The organism is Dysgonomonas sp. Shenzhen-Wh21 (assembly GCF_043392705.1).
GTDB lineage: Bacteria > Bacteroidota > Bacteroidia > Bacteroidales > Dysgonomonadaceae > Dysgonomonas.
Map to the genome: position 1 here is coordinate 14,461 of NZ_JAIXHZ010000042.1, position 16,052 is coordinate 30,512.

General features: G+C 38.1%; 14 protein-coding genes. 6 read left to right on the forward strand and 8 right to left on the reverse strand.

All coding sequences use genetic code 11. The annotated features are described in order from the left end of the window. The first annotated feature begins 23 nt into the window (after window positions 1-23). Window positions 24-368: a translation initiation factor gene (locus LDB17_RS02560; RefSeq protein ID WP_252638664.1), complete on the forward strand. Its 345-nt coding sequence runs from the start codon at window positions 24-26 to the stop codon at window positions 366-368. Further along, window positions 346-3,582, forward strand: a complete 3,237-nt coding sequence (locus LDB17_RS02565) for an exodeoxyribonuclease V subunit beta (RefSeq protein WP_252638642.1) — start codon at window positions 346-348, stop codon at window positions 3,580-3,582. Before LDB17_RS02560 ends, LDB17_RS02565 begins: the two co-directional genes overlap by 23 nt. Window positions 3,583-3,849: 267 nt before the next feature. Here LDB17_RS02565 and LDB17_RS02570 read toward each other — a convergent pair whose 3' ends face one another. From LDB17_RS02570 to LDB17_RS02595, 6 genes are all read right to left on the reverse strand, one after another. After that, complete coding sequence (locus LDB17_RS02570) at window positions 3,850-5,250, reverse strand: DUF6056 family protein (RefSeq protein WP_252638641.1); 1,401 nt, start codon at window positions 5,248-5,250, stop codon at window positions 3,850-3,852. Window positions 5,251-5,259: 9 nt separating this feature from the next. Next, window positions 5,260-6,573: a ribosome biogenesis GTPase Der gene (gene der, locus LDB17_RS02575; protein ID WP_252638640.1), complete on the reverse strand. Its 1,314-nt coding sequence runs from the start codon at window positions 6,571-6,573 to the stop codon at window positions 5,260-5,262. Between the two features lie 111 nt (window positions 6,574-6,684). Beyond that, window positions 6,685-7,233, reverse strand: a complete 549-nt coding sequence (locus LDB17_RS02580; protein ID WP_252638639.1) for a hypothetical protein — start codon at window positions 7,231-7,233, stop codon at window positions 6,685-6,687. Between the two features lie 25 nt (window positions 7,234-7,258). Next, window positions 7,259-7,837 carry a hypothetical protein gene (locus LDB17_RS02585; RefSeq protein WP_252638638.1) on the reverse strand — a complete coding sequence of 193 codons (579 nt, stop codon included), beginning with the start codon at window positions 7,835-7,837 and terminating at the stop codon, window positions 7,259-7,261. A 33-nt stretch (window positions 7,838-7,870) separates the two neighbouring features. Further along, on the reverse strand, window positions 7,871-9,739 hold the full coding sequence (locus LDB17_RS02590; protein ID WP_252638636.1) for an alpha-L-fucosidase: 1,869 nt from the start codon (window positions 9,737-9,739) through the stop codon (window positions 7,871-7,873). Between the two features lie 91 nt (window positions 9,740-9,830). After that, window positions 9,831-10,352 carry a hypothetical protein gene (locus LDB17_RS02595; RefSeq protein WP_252638635.1) on the reverse strand — a complete coding sequence of 174 codons (522 nt, stop codon included), beginning with the start codon at window positions 10,350-10,352 and terminating at the stop codon, window positions 9,831-9,833. 168 nt (window positions 10,353-10,520) lie between these two features. Here LDB17_RS02595 and LDB17_RS02600 point away from each other — a divergent pair, with 168 nt between their 5' ends. From LDB17_RS02600 to LDB17_RS02615, 4 genes are read left to right on the forward strand one after another with little or no spacing between them, the layout of a single operon-like run. Beyond that, window positions 10,521-10,919 carry a hypothetical protein gene (locus LDB17_RS02600; RefSeq protein ID WP_252638633.1) on the forward strand — a complete coding sequence of 133 codons (399 nt, stop codon included), beginning with the start codon at window positions 10,521-10,523 and terminating at the stop codon, window positions 10,917-10,919. Window positions 10,920-10,927: 8 nt separating this feature from the next. Beyond that, window positions 10,928-11,833, forward strand: coding sequence for an FAD:protein FMN transferase (locus LDB17_RS02605; RefSeq protein WP_252638630.1), 906 nt, complete (start codon window positions 10,928-10,930; stop codon window positions 11,831-11,833). A 27-nt stretch (window positions 11,834-11,860) separates the two neighbouring features. Beyond that, on the forward strand, window positions 11,861-13,153 hold the full coding sequence (rsxC, locus tag LDB17_RS02610; protein ID WP_252638628.1) for an electron transport complex subunit RsxC: 1,293 nt from the start codon (window positions 11,861-11,863) through the stop codon (window positions 13,151-13,153). Continuing rightward, entirely contained in the window at window positions 13,140-14,213 is a 1,074-nt protein-coding gene (locus LDB17_RS02615; protein WP_252638627.1) for an RnfABCDGE type electron transport complex subunit D, read from the forward strand. Before rsxC ends, LDB17_RS02615 begins: the two co-directional genes overlap by 14 nt. A 73-nt stretch (window positions 14,214-14,286) precedes the next feature. Here LDB17_RS02615 and LDB17_RS02620 read toward each other — a convergent pair whose 3' ends face one another. Continuing rightward, window positions 14,287-15,678 carry an NADH-quinone oxidoreductase subunit N gene (locus tag LDB17_RS02620; RefSeq protein WP_135104847.1) on the reverse strand — a complete coding sequence of 464 codons (1,392 nt, stop codon included), beginning with the start codon at window positions 15,676-15,678 and terminating at the stop codon, window positions 14,287-14,289. A gap of 17 nt (window positions 15,679-15,695) precedes the next feature. After that, the coding region (locus LDB17_RS02625; protein ID WP_393924870.1) for a proton-conducting transporter membrane subunit at window positions 15,696-16,052 on the reverse strand (357 nt) is incomplete at its 5' end.

Genomic DNA, 16,052 nt, shown 5'->3' on the forward strand with positions numbered 1-16,052 from the left:
TATTTTTGTAATGAACAAATACCATCGATATGAATGATTGGAAAGACCGTCTGAATGTTGTGTATTCCACAAATCCGGACTTCAAATATGATACAGACAAGGAAGAGGAACAAGACACCCTCCCGAAAGAGAAACAGCAATTACGCATTCAGCTGGATAAGCGCAACCGCAAAGGAAAAGCGGTGACTCTAATCACTGGGTTTGTAGGGACAAACGAAGATCTGGAAGAGTTGGGTAAATTCTTAAAGGTAAAATGTGGTGTTGGCGGATCGGCAAAAGACCACGAGATAATTGTACAGGGAGATCTCCGTAACAAGGTATTAGAACTACTCCAAAAAGAAGGGTATGTCAAATCACGCATCATTTGATGATGAAATAAGCTTATACGTATATAAAGCCTCTGCCGGCTCGGGAAAAACACACCGCCTGACAGAGAAGTATCTTAATTTGCTTTTCTCGTCCCCCTTTGCATACAGGCATATACTCGCTGTAACCTTTACTAATAAGGCTACAGACGAGATGAAAAGCCGTATAATAGAAGAGTTGGCAAATATCGCCACAGGGAAGGAATCGGATCATATAAGTTTTCTCTCGAAAGAATATAAATACAACGAAGAACAGGTAAGAAAAGAGGCTCGGGATATACTGGTGCGTATCCTGCACGATTATTCGTCTTTTTCGGTAAGCACTATTGACAAGTTCTTCCAACAAACAATGCGGGCTTTTACCCGTGAAATAGGCTTAGGTGGCGGATACAATGTAGAACTGGATACAAACAAGGTACTCGGTGAAGCTATCGACTCCATGCTGTACGATCTGGAACAGACAGACAATAAATTATTGTTGGATTGGTTGATTCGTTTCTCTGAAGAAAAAGTAGAAAACGGAGAAACCTGGAATATCCGCAACGATATACAATCCCTATCGTCCGAAATATTTAAAGAAAGCTACAAAGCATACAGCAATCAGGTGCAAACAGACATCAGAGATAAGCAGCTGATGACCGACTACAAAGATATGCTGTTTACCATTATCAGGGATTTTGAGAAAGCATCGCAGCAGATCGGAGAAAAAGCCTTGAATATAATGTCACGCTTCGAGCTCAAAGGTGAAGATTTTAAAGGAGGAACCCGCTCTCCGTTTCTTAACTTCTTGAAATGGGCTAACGGAACGATTGCCGAACCAACGGATACGTTCCGCACGTTAGCCGATAACCTTAGTGGATGGTACACCAAAACGACAGGTTCAGTAACACGAGATAAAATAGAAAGTGTATATCCCGAACTAAACATCTGTGTGTGCGACATTATAAACCACTATGACAACTCACTAATCTATCAGACAGCATACGAGATAAACCGCTACTTCTTCACATTAGGGATACTGGGAGACGTAGATAAAAAAATTCGGGAATATAGTACCGAGAATAATATCATGTTGATTTCGGATACGACCGAACTGCTAAACCGTATCATAGAGGGTAATGAATCTCCGTTTATATACGAAAAAGTTGGTCAACGAATCAACAATTACATGATCGACGAGTTTCAAGACACATCGGGCATGCAGTGGCAAAATTTCCTTCCTCTGGTAAAAGATAGCCTCGGTAGCGGAAACAAAAACTACATAGTAGGCGATGTAAAACAAAGTATTTATCGTTGGAGAAACTCAGACTGGAAACTTCTGGATGAACAACTCGATATCGATTTCCGAACCGAAGGCATAGAACATGATACGCTGGATACTAACTGGCGCAGCTCCCGCAATGTTATTTCTTTCAACAATGCAGTATTTTCTATTGGTTCGGCGTTGCTGCAAGATACATTTAACAAATCATTGCAAGATCTTGATAATGCAAGGCTCAAGCCATTCCTCACACGGATAACAAAAGCTTACGACGAACTGTATCAGGAGATACCCGAAAGCCATAAAAACAACGAAGGGCGAGTAAGAGTAGAGTTTATTGATACTGACGAGCATATATGGCAGAATTATGTATTGGAGCAATTACCTATCGAGATAGAACAGTTGCAGGAAAGAGGTTACAACCTCAAAGATATTGCCATACTGGTACGTACAAAGAAAGAGGGAGCAGATGTAGCAAATTGCTTGTTGGAATATAAAAAGCTACACCCGGGTTCAAAATATCGTTATGATATTATATCCGATGAAGCGCTGTTTGTAAGCAACTCAAAGAGCATCAAACTTATAATTGCGCTATTAAAGCATTTGCACAATCCTTTGGATAAATCGTTAAAGGCCTTGGCTGTTTTCGAATATTTCAAATACAGCAAGCAAATGAATGCCGAAGAGGCGCTGCTCAAATACTTCTCGGCAAAAGATGATCTGCCTCAACAGATAGAGGACAGGCTGAGCCATATACGAGAACTGCCATTGTATGAAATGACAGAAGAGATCTTCAATCTGTTTCGTGAAGCAATGGAAAACGATGAGCAAGTATATATACAGTCGTTTCTGGACATGGTGCTCGACTTCACGGTTCGCAGCTCTTCCGATCTGGATGCATTCCTGAGGTGGTGGGACGAGACAGGTACAAATAAAACTATTTTCACCCCGGATGGTCAAGATGCGATACGGATTATGACAATACACAAGTCGAAAGGGCTGGGCTTTAATGTTGTACTGATTCCCTTCTGCAACTGGGAGATAGATCATAAACTAACAACGATACTATGGTGTCACCCACAGACAGAACCGTTCAACAGGCTACACCTCGTTCCTGTAAAATATTCACAAAAGCTAAAAAACACCATTTTTGCTTACGAATATTTTGATGAGCGGCTTCATGCATTTATCGACAATATCAATGTATTATACGTGGCTTTCACTCGTGCAAAAAACGAACTGATAGCTTATGCTCCCAAGCCGAAAAAAGAAGAAGTGAATAATATATCGTCTTTGGTATGGGCTACAATCAACAGCGGCTCTGTAGGTGATGGCAAGCAAGCTTACACAGACTTGTCTCAATACATAGATGAAGAAACGGCGACTTTTGAAATAGGTGAAAATTATATACCAATCAAAAAAGTTACACACAGATCGGTAGAAGAAATCAGTGTAGATAGCTTATCAAGTATTCCTTATGACAAAAGAGTAAAACTATTGTTGAAAAACAAGTACTTTTTCACAGACACGGGACAGCGAGACTATGGTACTCTGATGCACGAAATAGTGAGTAAGGTAAAAACAATTGACGACGTACAGAAAGCTGTAGAAGAATATCACATTGCGGGAGAAGTGACTGCTACTGATAAGAGCAAGATAATAGGACTACTAGAAGAATACCTTTCCAATCCTCTGGTCGCACCGTGGTATAGCGGTGAATACAAGGTATTGAACGAGATACAAATATTACAGCCCAAAGGCAAGTTTGTTCGTCCCGACCGTGTGATGATAAAGGGCAAGGAGGTTATTGTAATTGATTATAAATTCGGCGAAAAGGAAGACAAAAAATATATCCGTCAGGTGAAATATTATGCCGATCAGATCCGTAAAATGGGCTACACCGACGTTAAAGGATATATTTGTTACATCAGATTAGGTAAAATTGTAGAAATATAATTTCTGAAGAATCCTTTACAAGAGCGGACTTCAGGAAGCATTGACGTTCCAATTAACTAATTATTTAACTATTTTACTATTTTTAATACAGTGTAAATAAACTATTTACGCATATCCTGCGTTTATATTATGTGTTTTTCATAGTATTAGATTTTAAGGTTAACAATAAAGATTGGTTGTCGTGATGACAACCTTTTCTTTTTTATATAACCTCAAATACAATAAACGATTAAATAATATCAACGATAAGTATCCGACCTTCTCTCCTCAATCTGCCCTTACGACTCTTACCGACCTTACACCATAGTAGAAAGCGTATTTATTGTTCAGCCATTGATCAGGATTTGTGCTCAGGTCTTCGTAGTGAAATTTGCTATGAACAGCAACCTTGTCGGTAAACACAATATCTTGTATTCCATTAGCCACCTGCTCCTTCAAGGATGCTTCCCGAGCCTGATAGACATCCGATATTAACTTCATTGATGGGTATTTTCTATAATAATCTACACCATATAGACTAACCAATGCTATTATCGCTATCAAATTCGCATAGTGGAACAACGTGTGCCTTATTTCTATATTCGCATACAGGAGACCAATGGCGATAACTATAAAAACAATCTGCCCGAACATAGCCCAAGCAGGGAAAACAGGTGATACAATCATTATAAAGAAAGAAAGCTGACCTGCAACAAAGAATAGTACAGCTGCAAACAAAACCTTTTTATATTGATCTTTCTCCATATTTTTTCGGCTCTTGAAAAAGAGAAATAAAAAAAATAAAAAGAGCAGCGAGACAGGAAGCATATAGGGTAAATATCGAATAGACATCATATCAGATAAGTTTGACCAGAGAGTTTCAAATATTGATAATCCCTGATCTCTCACATTTTGCTTAGCAACGAGTGCCGCACGAACATAATTTCCGGGTGCGAGAATCATCAGAGCAAAGCCAAGACATAATCCAATCAAGCCTGCAATTGCCCATTTAGGAAGCTTTAAATTTCTCTTATAATAGATACAAAAAATAAAAATCAATAATGTAGCAACTGAGGCGGTAGATTCATTTGTCCATCCGGCAATGATTCCTGCGAAAAAAAACAATACAGTTTTATAAAGTTTATAATCCGTACGCTCATCAAAAAAGTAAGACACATAGGGATATATAAATAGCATAATGAGTAAGGTTCCCCACAGATAGTTAGCACTTCCTGTAATCCAAAACACATCGGAGGTAAAGCGGGGTACAAGAAACCAGACAGATGCACTGATCAGTATCAGCAAAAAGGCGTTGGTTGACTTACCTTTATTGCAAATAAAGTACATTGAGCAGATTAGAATTACATAAGCTAATGTATTTATTATATCATTAAAAGGTGTACCTATCCACAGAAGAAATTGAGCAATGCTATGAACAACCGAGCGTCCACCCCAATTGAAATAATGGACATATTGAGATTCGAGTATATCTTTAAAACTCGCTATTTTTTCATTGCTGGAAGGGAAACCATAATCGACCAGTACCTCTCTGAATGAATAGGCCCAATCATCGGCATGGAGAGGGAATAAGTAGTTAAAGTAGTAAATAGTAGCACCAATACAAAAAAGTACAACTACAAAGAGAAATCTTTGTAGTTGCAAGTTTTTTGTATTTAGTTTATCTATCATACATAAATCTTATTTCTCTCTGATAATGATATTGATCGGAGTACCCGACAAATCCCAATTATCACGAATACGATTTTCGAGAAAACGTTTGTATGGGTCTTTTATCCATTGAGGAAGGTTACAAAAGAACACAAACGTAGGAACATGTGTATTAGGTAACTGCGTAATATACTTTATCTTGATATATTTTCCTTTATTCGCAGGAGGCGGAGTGCGCTCTATGATAGGGAGTAATATCTCATTCAGCTTATGTGTTGGAATCTTAGTTTTTCTACGACCATAAACTTCTTTAGCTGTTTCTAACACTTTCAGAATACGTTGTTTGGTCATAGCCGAAGCAAAGATGATCGGAAAATCGGTGAAAGGAGCTAAACGTTCCCGAATTGCATTTTCGAAAGTCTTTATCACAACCAGTTCCTTATTCTCTACCAAATCCCATTTGTTTACACAAACGACAAGCCCTTTACGGTTTTTCTGAATAAGAGAAAATATATTCATATCCTGGCTCTCTATCCCTTGCGTAGCATCAAGCATCAGAACACAAACGTCTGAATTTTCAATCGCTTTTATGGAACGAATCACCGAGTAGTATTCCAAATCTTCGGTAACCTTTCCTTTCTTACGAATACCCGCAGTATCTACAAGATAAAAGTCCAGATTGAACTTATCGAACCGTGTATAGATCGAATCACGTGTTGTGCCTGCGATATTGGTTACAATATTACGTTCCTCATCCATCAAGGCATTTACCAAAGACGACTTCCCTGCATTAGGTCGCCCAACAATGGCAATACGTGGTATATCTTCGAGATGTTCCTCTTCTCCCTTTTTTGTAAACTTGGTTATTATCACATCCAAAAGATCTCCTGTTCCCGAACCGTTGATCGCCGAAATATTAATAGGATCTCCTAAGCCGAGAGCATAGAACTCTGCCGACTGAGCGTGCAAATTAAAATTATCTGCTTTATTGGAGACAAGTAGGATTGGTTTCTTTGAGCGGCGAAGCATGTTTGCAACACTCGAATCCAAATCTGTAAGTCCGTTCATTACATCCACCATAAACAGAATTACATCAGCTTCTTCTATAGCAATGGCTACTTGCTTATTTATTTCATTTTCAAAAATATCCTCAGAATTCACAACCCATCCACCTGTATCCACAAGCGAAAAATCCTGACCACCCCACTCTACTTTTCCGTATTGGCGGTCACGGGTCGTACCCGAAGTTTCATCGACTATAGCCTGGCGACTTTCTGTCAATCGATTAAACAGGGTTGACTTACCCACGTTGGGACGTCCAACTATAGCTACTAAATTTCCCATATTTGTATATTGTACTCTAAATTTTGTGCAAAGGTACGTATTTTTATTGAAAACACTTTCAACGAAAAAGGCTTGCGTGTGCAAGCCTTTCATATTTTTATAACTTATATCCTATTGAAAGTGTGATACTCGTGTAATCCACATAATCGTATCGCCTACAGGCAGGCTCGTTTTGTGGGCACTTTTAAGAGCATCATCTAAAGTGAATTTTTCTGTCGGTATGCCCTCAAATAGTGAAATATTCTTATCTGTACTCTTATATCCTACATAATGCTGTCTTATCCTCAGATTTTTTTTACTACCACTTCCATAGTATTGCTCTATGCCTCCTGTAGTAATATACAACAAAGTATCATTCTGGAAGCGATACTGGCTGCGTTCTTTGACTATATCTCCCTGATTTACATAAACAAAATCATCATCGAACAATATATATGTATCAGTAGGGTATTGTTCATAGAAACTAGTAAAGACAGTTGCGGGATCAAATCTCTTTGTTAGAACTGTATCAGGACCCGATACAGTACCTTTATAGATATTAAAGTCTGTAATAGAGGAACTAATGTATCGTATATTATCCGTCTTATTTTCGTTGCTGCATGCTATCAACAAAATTGCAGATAAGACAAAAAGTATATATCGTTTTTTAGAAAAAATCATCTTACGGTCAAATTAGATTTAGGAATCATTTGAACTGATAAATTGCATTACACCATACAAGGGTATCTTTCGGGTCTGTCATCTCGCTCAGTGAAGAAAGCCCTCTCATTTCGAGCGTTTTCTCCAAGCTTACAGCCTGATTAAACAAACGTATAGTATCATTACCTCTTTCGTTACGATAACGTACCAAAGCTTTAACCCTATATAAGTTATCAGCATTACCAAGAGCCACAAATACTTTATGCCAAGTCTTGTTTACCGTATCAAGTTTATTTATAAATAGAGAATCTTTTTCGTAAACATAGCTGGATACTATTTTTTTTTGTCCTAAAGAATCAACATAGGTCAATTTATCATTGTCAAATTGAATCCTTATATTATCATATAAATCATATTTATACGAACCTTCAAAGAAATAATTGGCCAACTCAGTTCTTCTCAATTCATTAAATTGCACTTGCTTTCCACCTGTAGCCGAACCCGCATACACGGCGAGGCTAGACAAGTCTACATTTGTTACCTGTAGTACACCATCCACTTCCTCTTCACTCGAACAGCTGACAAAAAACAGTGCGCAAAATATTATATATAATATACTTCTCATTATCTGGCTTGTTTTTCTAAAACGTAAAGATAATCAAAACAGTTTTATTCCTGCCACAAAATAGTTATCTCCTGAGTCGACAGTCTCTATCGGTTCTAATTTTATATAGCGGGCTTTTTCTGAATTCGTTGCAAACAAAGTAACTTCTTGTTTTACCGGATTGTTAGCTATATTGTTGAAAATAGCATTCTTCTTCACTTGTGTCCAGCTTTTACCATCTAAGCTGATATAAAAATTATATCTGAGAATATTTGATGATTGTACTTTATTGAAAGGAATATAAGTGAAACCTTTGATTAACTCAGCTTCTCCCAAGTCGATTACCAACGGAGTCTTTTTCTTTACTTCGAGGGAAGTATTATCATCATTATCAGTAATCTTCGACAAATCAGCAACAGGCGATACTAATTTCCATTTAGATGTAGAAAGGCTCTTATTATTTTCTTTATTTACTGCTTCTGTCGCCGAGAATGATTCGGGAGCATTATACAAACTTACTTTGCTGATTAGCGGACAAGCAAGAGCAGTAAAGCTTATTTTCAGTTTTTGAGTAGAGATCGTAGGGAAACGCAAAATGCGTTTGTAGCCTATTGTTGTAGCATCCGTCAAGTCTCTCCAAACTCCGTTATCCCAATATTTTACACTAAACGATGCCACTCTTTGCCCCAATGGGATATATTCTTGTAATGCCAAACGGTTGAATGTCTTCGCTTGTTTCAAATCAATCTCAATAGACGGATTTAATTCACTATCGTCTGTAGCCCAATACGTGTTATAGTTGTCGTCAAGCAGGTTTGCAACAGAATATTGGGCAGCGTTGTCTCTCACATTACTTGCTTTTATTTCAGCACCTTCAATCAAATCTTTACTAAATGATTCTTCTCTTGCTTTACGAAACTCCATCAAACGAATAGAGTCGTTGGCATTAATACGCCCTGTGCGATCGGGAGGAACATTCAACAACAAGTTAGAATTTCGTCCCACAGAAGTATAGTATATATCCATCAATTTATCTACCGACTTTACCTTATCGTCTGTAGACGGGCTATAAAACCATCCCGGACGAATAGAAACATCCGTTTCGGCAGGAACCCATGCCTCGCCACCTTGCACTCCTGTATTTAAAATATCTACAGACGGTGCGCCTCGTCCCGGTTCATAGCCCTTGATATTGAGTGTAGACCAATTAGTCTTACCCGCAACACCTTGCTCATTACCCATCCAGCGACAGCCGGGGCCTACATCACTGAATATTACAGCTTGAGGTTGATTTCTATATACTGTATTGTGAAATAAATTCCAATCATAAACTTGTTTTTTACCGTCTTTTCCTTCTCCGTTTGCACCATCAAACCACTGCTCAAATACTTCTCCGTATCCTGATAGCACTTCATTCAATGTATTTGCAAAAACCTGATTATACTCAGGTGTTCCATAAGCAGGATGATTTTGATCCCAAGGAGACAAGTAAACTCCAAACTTTAAACCATATTCGCGGCAAGCTTCAGAAAGCTCTTTCAACAAGTCTCCTTTTCCATCTTTCCAAAGGCTTTCTCTTACTGTATGCGTACTATATTTACTTGGCCACAAACAAAAACCATCGTGGTGCTTTGCCGTGATAATGATACCTTTCATACCTGCAGCCTTCGCTGTAGCTGCCCATTGACGACAGTCCACATTGGTAGGATTAAATACCTTCGGGTCTTCTTTTCCATTCCCCCATTCTACATCGGTAAAAGTATTAGGGCCAAAATGGGTGAACATATAATATTCCATTTGTTGCCAGTTGACCTGATCTTGCGTTGGTATCGCTCCATAAGCCTTTAGTGGCTGATTCTGGGAATTAGCAGTTTGATATAAAAATAAAAAAAGGGAAAAGGTTAAACTTAATTTGAATTTCATGTTATCTCAGTTTATTAGAACTATAAAAATAAGTTTGGTAATCCTTTTGCTTGAACGGAACAAAAGAATAAAATATTATAAACAGGTTAATTTATCTGCCAAGCGCTTCTAAATTTGCAGCCCGCAATTGTTTAGGGAAAGTACAATTTTCGTCTATTATATAAACCCACTTCGGATTTTTTATTATTTTCTTCGAATTTGAGCTGCCGAATGTACGATCACCATCTTCTACAGGATCAAAATATTCGGAAAAGTCCACTTGTTCGTTTTCTTTAGATGAGATAATAAATATACGATTCGTCATAATGAAGTAGCCATAAGTTTTTTCTCCCGGCTCATACATTTTGTTCCATTCATTATCGAGAGCTGTAATATCCAGTTTCAACACGCCTTTATCTTTCGAAAACAAAATTTTGGTTACCGGCCAAAGATATCCGTTTTTCCTGCGAAAAATAAAGTTACTGATATCGGAAGCTAAATGGCCTATCTTTTCATTCTTCAACGAGTAACATGATAAAGTCAGTTTATTTACGTCACCGTCTGAATGAGAAATAGCAAATATCTCGGATAAAAAACAGACACAGAAAATTGTTAAGATTGCAGCTTTTTTCATAACAGTACTAATATTTCAGCGTCACAAAAATACACTATTTTTTCTCTTTTCTGTACTTAATATTATAAATGCTATAAATAGTTAATCTTTTTTATCAGATCAGACTAATAATTTATTTTTGTATAAAGTTATAAAATAGTTAAAGGCATAAATAATATTGTTCAGATATTGAAAAAAACCGGCCTTTTTTTATTTGGAGTTCTATTAGTAATTTGGGGCTATAAAGTAAATGCCGCTAATACTGAAGAAAAAGCCAAAGAAGAAAAAGAAAAGAATACAAAAGAAGTTGAGCAGCCCATCGTCTTACCCCCTGCAGACGAACCCAAAACCGAAGAGCAGCCGATAAAAGAAGAGGTAAAGAGTTTAACTGCTCCGGCCAAAGTATCAACTGATAAGAAAAAAGCAGAAGATGTGAAGCCTAAAGCTTCTACCACACCCCAGACAAAAAAATCAGCAACAGCTGTAGAGAGTAAAAAGGAAAACCAGACGGAAGAAAAAAAGGTAGAGGAAGTCAAGCAAACCGTTATAGAAAAAGCAACACCCGAAGAGTCGTCAGGAACAGAGTAAACCTGTAAATGGAATTATTATACAAAGCCCAGACCCGATTCTTATTCCATTCGCATATAAAAATCAAGCTATCTGCTTTTTACGAAGAAAGCATATTTGATGAATTATTTGCGATTCTCGAACATGTGGATAAGAAATACAATTCGTATCAAGCAGGTTCTTATTTCGACACAATAAATAAGAACAGTGGCAGCTTTGTAGATGTTGATGAGGAAACTGTAAATATATTAAATCAGGCAATCACAATCTCAGATTTCTTTAATGGGACTTATGACATTACAGTCATGCCACTTATTAGGCTGTGGGGATTCTATAAAGATGAGCAACGGCAAATACCCTCAATCAAAGAAATAGAAGATGCAAAAAAGCTGATTGATTATAGGCACATAGAGATAAATGGAAAAAAAGTCAGGATAAAAAAAGGACAGGAAATCATTACAGGCTCGTTCATTAAAGCCTATGCTGTAGATCGTCTGACTGAAAGAATGCTTGAATTGGATATAAATGATGCGATAGTTAATGCCGGAGGCAGTACGATAATGGCAATAAATAACGAATCGCACCCACGATGGCAAGTCATGGTGAGGCATCCCCAAACGGAAGAAGTTTTATTCAAGTTAAACATTGCAAATCAGGCGTATTCGACATCATCTCAGTCCAAAACGTTTGTAAGTATAGAAGCTAAAGAATATGGACATATACTAAATCCTATTACGGGTTTTCCGTCGGCAAACAAGCAGGTGGGAATTATCAGCGACAATTGTATGATAGGCGATATGATCTCTACTGCACTGTTTAACGAGTCGGCAGAAGGATTCTTAAAAAAGATTGATCTACTATCGGAACATTACAACATAAAAGGTTTTATGCTCGATAGTTATAACAATATTATATACACTCAAGATTTCAGATAGTTATTTCAAATTAAAATAACAAAAGCTATGATAATGCACATACTTTCGATGAAAGGGAAAACCAAGAAGAAGCGTATTCAAGCTATTGAAGATGCTCCTTTTCTATACATTCCCCTCGCAGAATATTTAGGCTGTGCTCCTACTCCTGTTGTCAATGTTGGCGATAAGATCAAGAAATATCAATTGATAGGAGAAGTAAAGGATAAGTTTGCGACCAAAGTACATGCACCGGTATCGGGCGTGATTTTGGAAACAAAAGACTATCCTTTTGCAGATGGCTCTTCTGTAAAAACCATCGTTATCCAGAACGACTATAAGGACGAGGAAGTAAACAACATTTCGTACAAAGATTACAACCAATGTAGCCCCGAAGAGTTGATAGAGCGAATTAAGGATGCGGGTATAGTAGGACAAGGTGGCGCTCAATTTCCGACAGCTATAAAATACAGTGTTGGGGAGCATAAGATACATACCTTTATTGTAAACGGTGCAGAGTGCGAACCATATCTTACATCAGATTATTCACTGATGGCAGAGCGTACCGAAGAGCTATTTAAAGGAATTGATATCATAAAAAAGATACTCAATGCCGACAATGTTATCATTGGTATAGAGCATCAGAATAGAGAACTTTTAAAAGTATTTGCTCCATATCTGCAACAAGAAGAACATAAAGGCTACAAAGCAATATTATTGCCCGATCAGTACCCTCAAGGTGGCGAGCTGCAATTAATAAAGTCTGCCACAGGCATTGAACTACCAAGATCGAAGCGACCTGCCGAAGCGGGAATTATAGTGAGTAATATTGGTACTATCTACTCTGTTTATCAGGCGGTAGTAAATCACAAGCCTGTTATCAGCCGAATAATAACAATCTCAGGTGAGCGATCTACTAATTATGGCAATTACGAAGTGAAAATAGGAACACCGATACGACATATCACAAAATCGCTAGGGATAGAAACTTTGGGGAATACCATCATACAGGGAGGCCCGATGATGGGAAAGGCAATACAAGACCTGTCGATACCTGTAACCAAAGGTGCATCGGGAATACTATTCCTAAAGAAAGAAGAAGTAAAACGGAGTAATTGTATCTCGTGTGGTTATTGCGTCGATGTATGCCCCATGCGGTTGATGCCAATGAAGTTTGAAGAAAACTATAGAAAGAAGAAATACTTCAATCTTGAGAAATACAGTATTAGCAGTTGCATCGAATGCGCAGCTTGCGAATACATCTGCCCAAGTAATGTGCCGCTTATAGAAAGCATAAAAGAAGGAAAAGTAAAACTTAAAGAACTAGCAAATGCAATCAGATAAAACAATATTTGCACCCTTTATAAGGAAAAGTGACAGCACCAGCCGTGTGATGGCAGATGTTATTTTAGCATTGCTCCCATGTATAGCCATGTCGTATTTGGCATTCGGGTTTGTACCTGTCATGGTAATCTTGGTGGCAGTAGGAAGTGCGTTATTAACAGAATTCCTATTCTCTATTATCTTTTCCAAAAACACGGAATCTCTTTCTGATGGGTCAGCTATTATTTCGGGGATTTTGCTTGCATTCACAATAGCGCCTTTCACTCCTCTCTATGTCGTTGCATTCGGAGGAAGCATGGCTGTTCTGTTCGGAAAACTACTCTGGGGTGGCTTAGGACGCAATATATTCAATCCTGCCCTCATCGGACGAGAGTTTATGACTGTATTCTTTCCCGCTGTGATGGCTTCACGCACTATTTGGTACGACAAGACAGCGGTGAATATAAGTGAGCTCAATATATTTAACGACAGTTTTATAAACCAATTATTTTATAAAGCATCGGGAGCAATAGGTGAATATTCGATATTCTTTTTGGTACTAGGCGGTTTATTCTTGTTGATTAGACAAAGGATCTCATGGCATATACCATTTGCTTTATTAGCCGCTTTCACAGTATTGCTTCTTACCGTGTCTAATCTGACCGAATATACAATACAATTCTCTCTGGGAGGCTTATTGCTGGGTACTATATTTATGGCAACAGACATGCCCACAAGTGCAAGTACCAACTATGGTAAGTTATATTATGGAGCAATGATAGGTTTAACAGCAATACTCTGCATCATCAATGATGTGAAGTATGAATACATGTCTTACTCGATACTGTTGTTGAATGCCTTCGTTGTACCTATCAACTGGGTATTCCGTCCGAATGTATGGGGACAAAAATTAGATATTCTTACCCGTTTGTGGCAAGGATTATCACTTACGGCATGTATACTAATGGCTACATTCGCTGTTATCTATCTGCATCATACAGGATTGATAATGTATCTTGTATTTATTTATATTGCTTATTGCATCATAAGGTTTATAGCGAAGGGGATAAAAGCGGAATAGAAGAGAAAAATATCAATACAAAAAAGAGCAGACCGTCAGATCTGCTCTTTTTTATTTTTTATATCTTATCTAATTATAAGTTCAGACCCATAATTACAGAAGGGAAAATTCCAAGTAATAAATTCAAAGATATAGCAATTACAGCTACAGCTTTATATTCGAAAGGAACTCGTAGAGGCTCTTCTGTCTCGCTTTCTTTGGTAATCATTATATTTGCTACTCCCAGATAATAGAACACTGCTATAATCGAATTTATAATACCGAATATAACAAGAACTAAGTGTCCTGATTGTAACATCTGATCAAACACAAAGAACTTAGCAAAGAAACCTGCAAAAACAGGAATTCCACTTAATGACAACAATGCGCAAATAAAGATTGCGGTCAACACCGGCTGACGTTTCACCAAGCCAAAGAAGTTTGTCATATCCTCATTGTCTTTTCCCCGGCAAACACCAAGTATTACAGCGAAGGCTGCAATCCCCGCCAAGCTGTATGCTGCTGCATAATACAATACTGTATTTGCAGATGTGCCAATCGCTAGTAAGGTCATCATCATAAATCCGGCATGTGATATCCCCGAATAGGCCATCATACGCTTTATGTTTTTCTGCTTCATTGCTGTTACGTTTCCTACTGTCATTGTCAATATAGACAAGACGATCAGTACGATCTGATATACAGGTGTTACCGCAACAGACAATATTGTTACTACCTTAAACAATGCTCCTATTGCAGCCACCTTCACTAAGGTGCTCATCAGAGCGGTAGAAAGTGTAGGTGAGCCTTCGTAAACATCAGGTGCCCAAAAATGGAATGGTACGATAGATGCTTTAAACATCAAACCGACAGTCAACATCACAAAACCAAGACTAAACCATATAGGTAAAGATCCTGCCTGAGCAGTAGATGCAATAGCAACTGTAGCAATATCGAACGAACCAAATGCGCCATATATGAGAGCAATACCAAACAGAATAAAGCTGGACGCAAATGCACCCATAATGAAATACTTCATACCCGCCTCGTTACTTCTCAAGTTCTTCGGATCGCTGGCTGCCAAAATATAAGCAGCAATAGACAATACCTCAAGTCCCACGAAAAACATAATGAAGTTTCCGAAAGAGACCATAGCCACAGCTCCGGCCACAAGAAAGACCTTGAGGGCTACATAGTCGGCAATCTTATCTATTCTGTCTTGATAAAACTTGGGACTCATCGCAAGAATCAGTACAGCAAGAATAATAAACAGGATAGAGAATCCTTGCGAAAATCCTGTTGATACCAACATATTGTACTTATCCGTACCAAGGAAAGATTGTCCTAAGTAAAACTCGGTAACAGTCAACCCCAATACAGCAATCAGTCCGATAAGTGTAACTGGTATAAGGATTTTTCTCAAATTGAATATCTCTAATAAAAGGCAGATTATACCTAATGCTGAGATGGCTATCAATGTACTCATTATATATCTGGCTATTTTTATCTGTTAATATACATTACTATTTCTGTCAGGCTTGTAGACACCAAGTCTGTAACCGGCTTCACATACACCCCGAAAAATATAAGTACTCCTATTATTAAGGCGAAAACTACCGTTTCGGTCTTCGACAAATCCCTGAACGGATTCACAGACGGTTCTCCTAACATCACCTGCTGATACATTCTCAACATGAACAGCGCTCCAAGGAACAATGCGGTTCCTATTGTTAGGGCGAACCAGAGACTTACCTGATACAATCCAAACATTATTGTAAACTCTCCGATAAAGTTAAATGTAAGCGGTATACCGATAGAAGAAAGGATGCTTATAAAGAACGCCACCGAAAACTTTGGAGC

What these genes read in the sequence shown, in the direction of transcription:
- LDB17_RS02615 (WP_252638627.1), top strand. Translation starts at nt 13,140, where the DNA reads ATGCAATCAGATAAAACAATATTTGCACCCTTTATAAGGAAAAGTGAC.
- LDB17_RS02620 (WP_135104847.1), bottom strand. Translation starts at nt 15,678, where the DNA reads ATGAGTACATTGATAGCCATCTCAGCATTAGGTATAATCTGCCTTTTA.
- LDB17_RS02580 (WP_252638639.1), bottom strand. Translation starts at nt 7,233, where the DNA reads ATGATTTTTTCTAAAAAACGATATATACTTTTTGTCTTATCTGCAATT.
- LDB17_RS02565 (WP_252638642.1), top strand. Translation starts at nt 346, where the DNA reads ATGTCAAATCACGCATCATTTGATGATGAAATAAGCTTATACGTATAT.
- LDB17_RS02570 (WP_252638641.1), bottom strand. Translation starts at nt 5,250, where the DNA reads ATGATAGATAAACTAAATACAAAAAACTTGCAACTACAAAGATTTCTC.
- rsxC (WP_252638628.1), top strand. Translation starts at nt 11,861, where the DNA reads ATGATAATGCACATACTTTCGATGAAAGGGAAAACCAAGAAGAAGCGT.
- LDB17_RS02585 (WP_252638638.1), bottom strand. Translation starts at nt 7,837, where the DNA reads ATGAGAAGTATATTATATATAATATTTTGCGCACTGTTTTTTGTCAGC.
- der (WP_252638640.1), bottom strand. Translation starts at nt 6,573, where the DNA reads ATGGGAAATTTAGTAGCTATAGTTGGACGTCCCAACGTGGGTAAGTCA.
- LDB17_RS02595 (WP_252638635.1), bottom strand. Translation starts at nt 10,352, where the DNA reads ATGAAAAAAGCTGCAATCTTAACAATTTTCTGTGTCTGTTTTTTATCC.
- LDB17_RS02605 (WP_252638630.1), top strand. Translation starts at nt 10,928, where the DNA reads ATGGAATTATTATACAAAGCCCAGACCCGATTCTTATTCCATTCGCAT.
- LDB17_RS02590 (WP_252638636.1), bottom strand. Translation starts at nt 9,739, where the DNA reads ATGAAATTCAAATTAAGTTTAACCTTTTCCCTTTTTTTATTTTTATAT.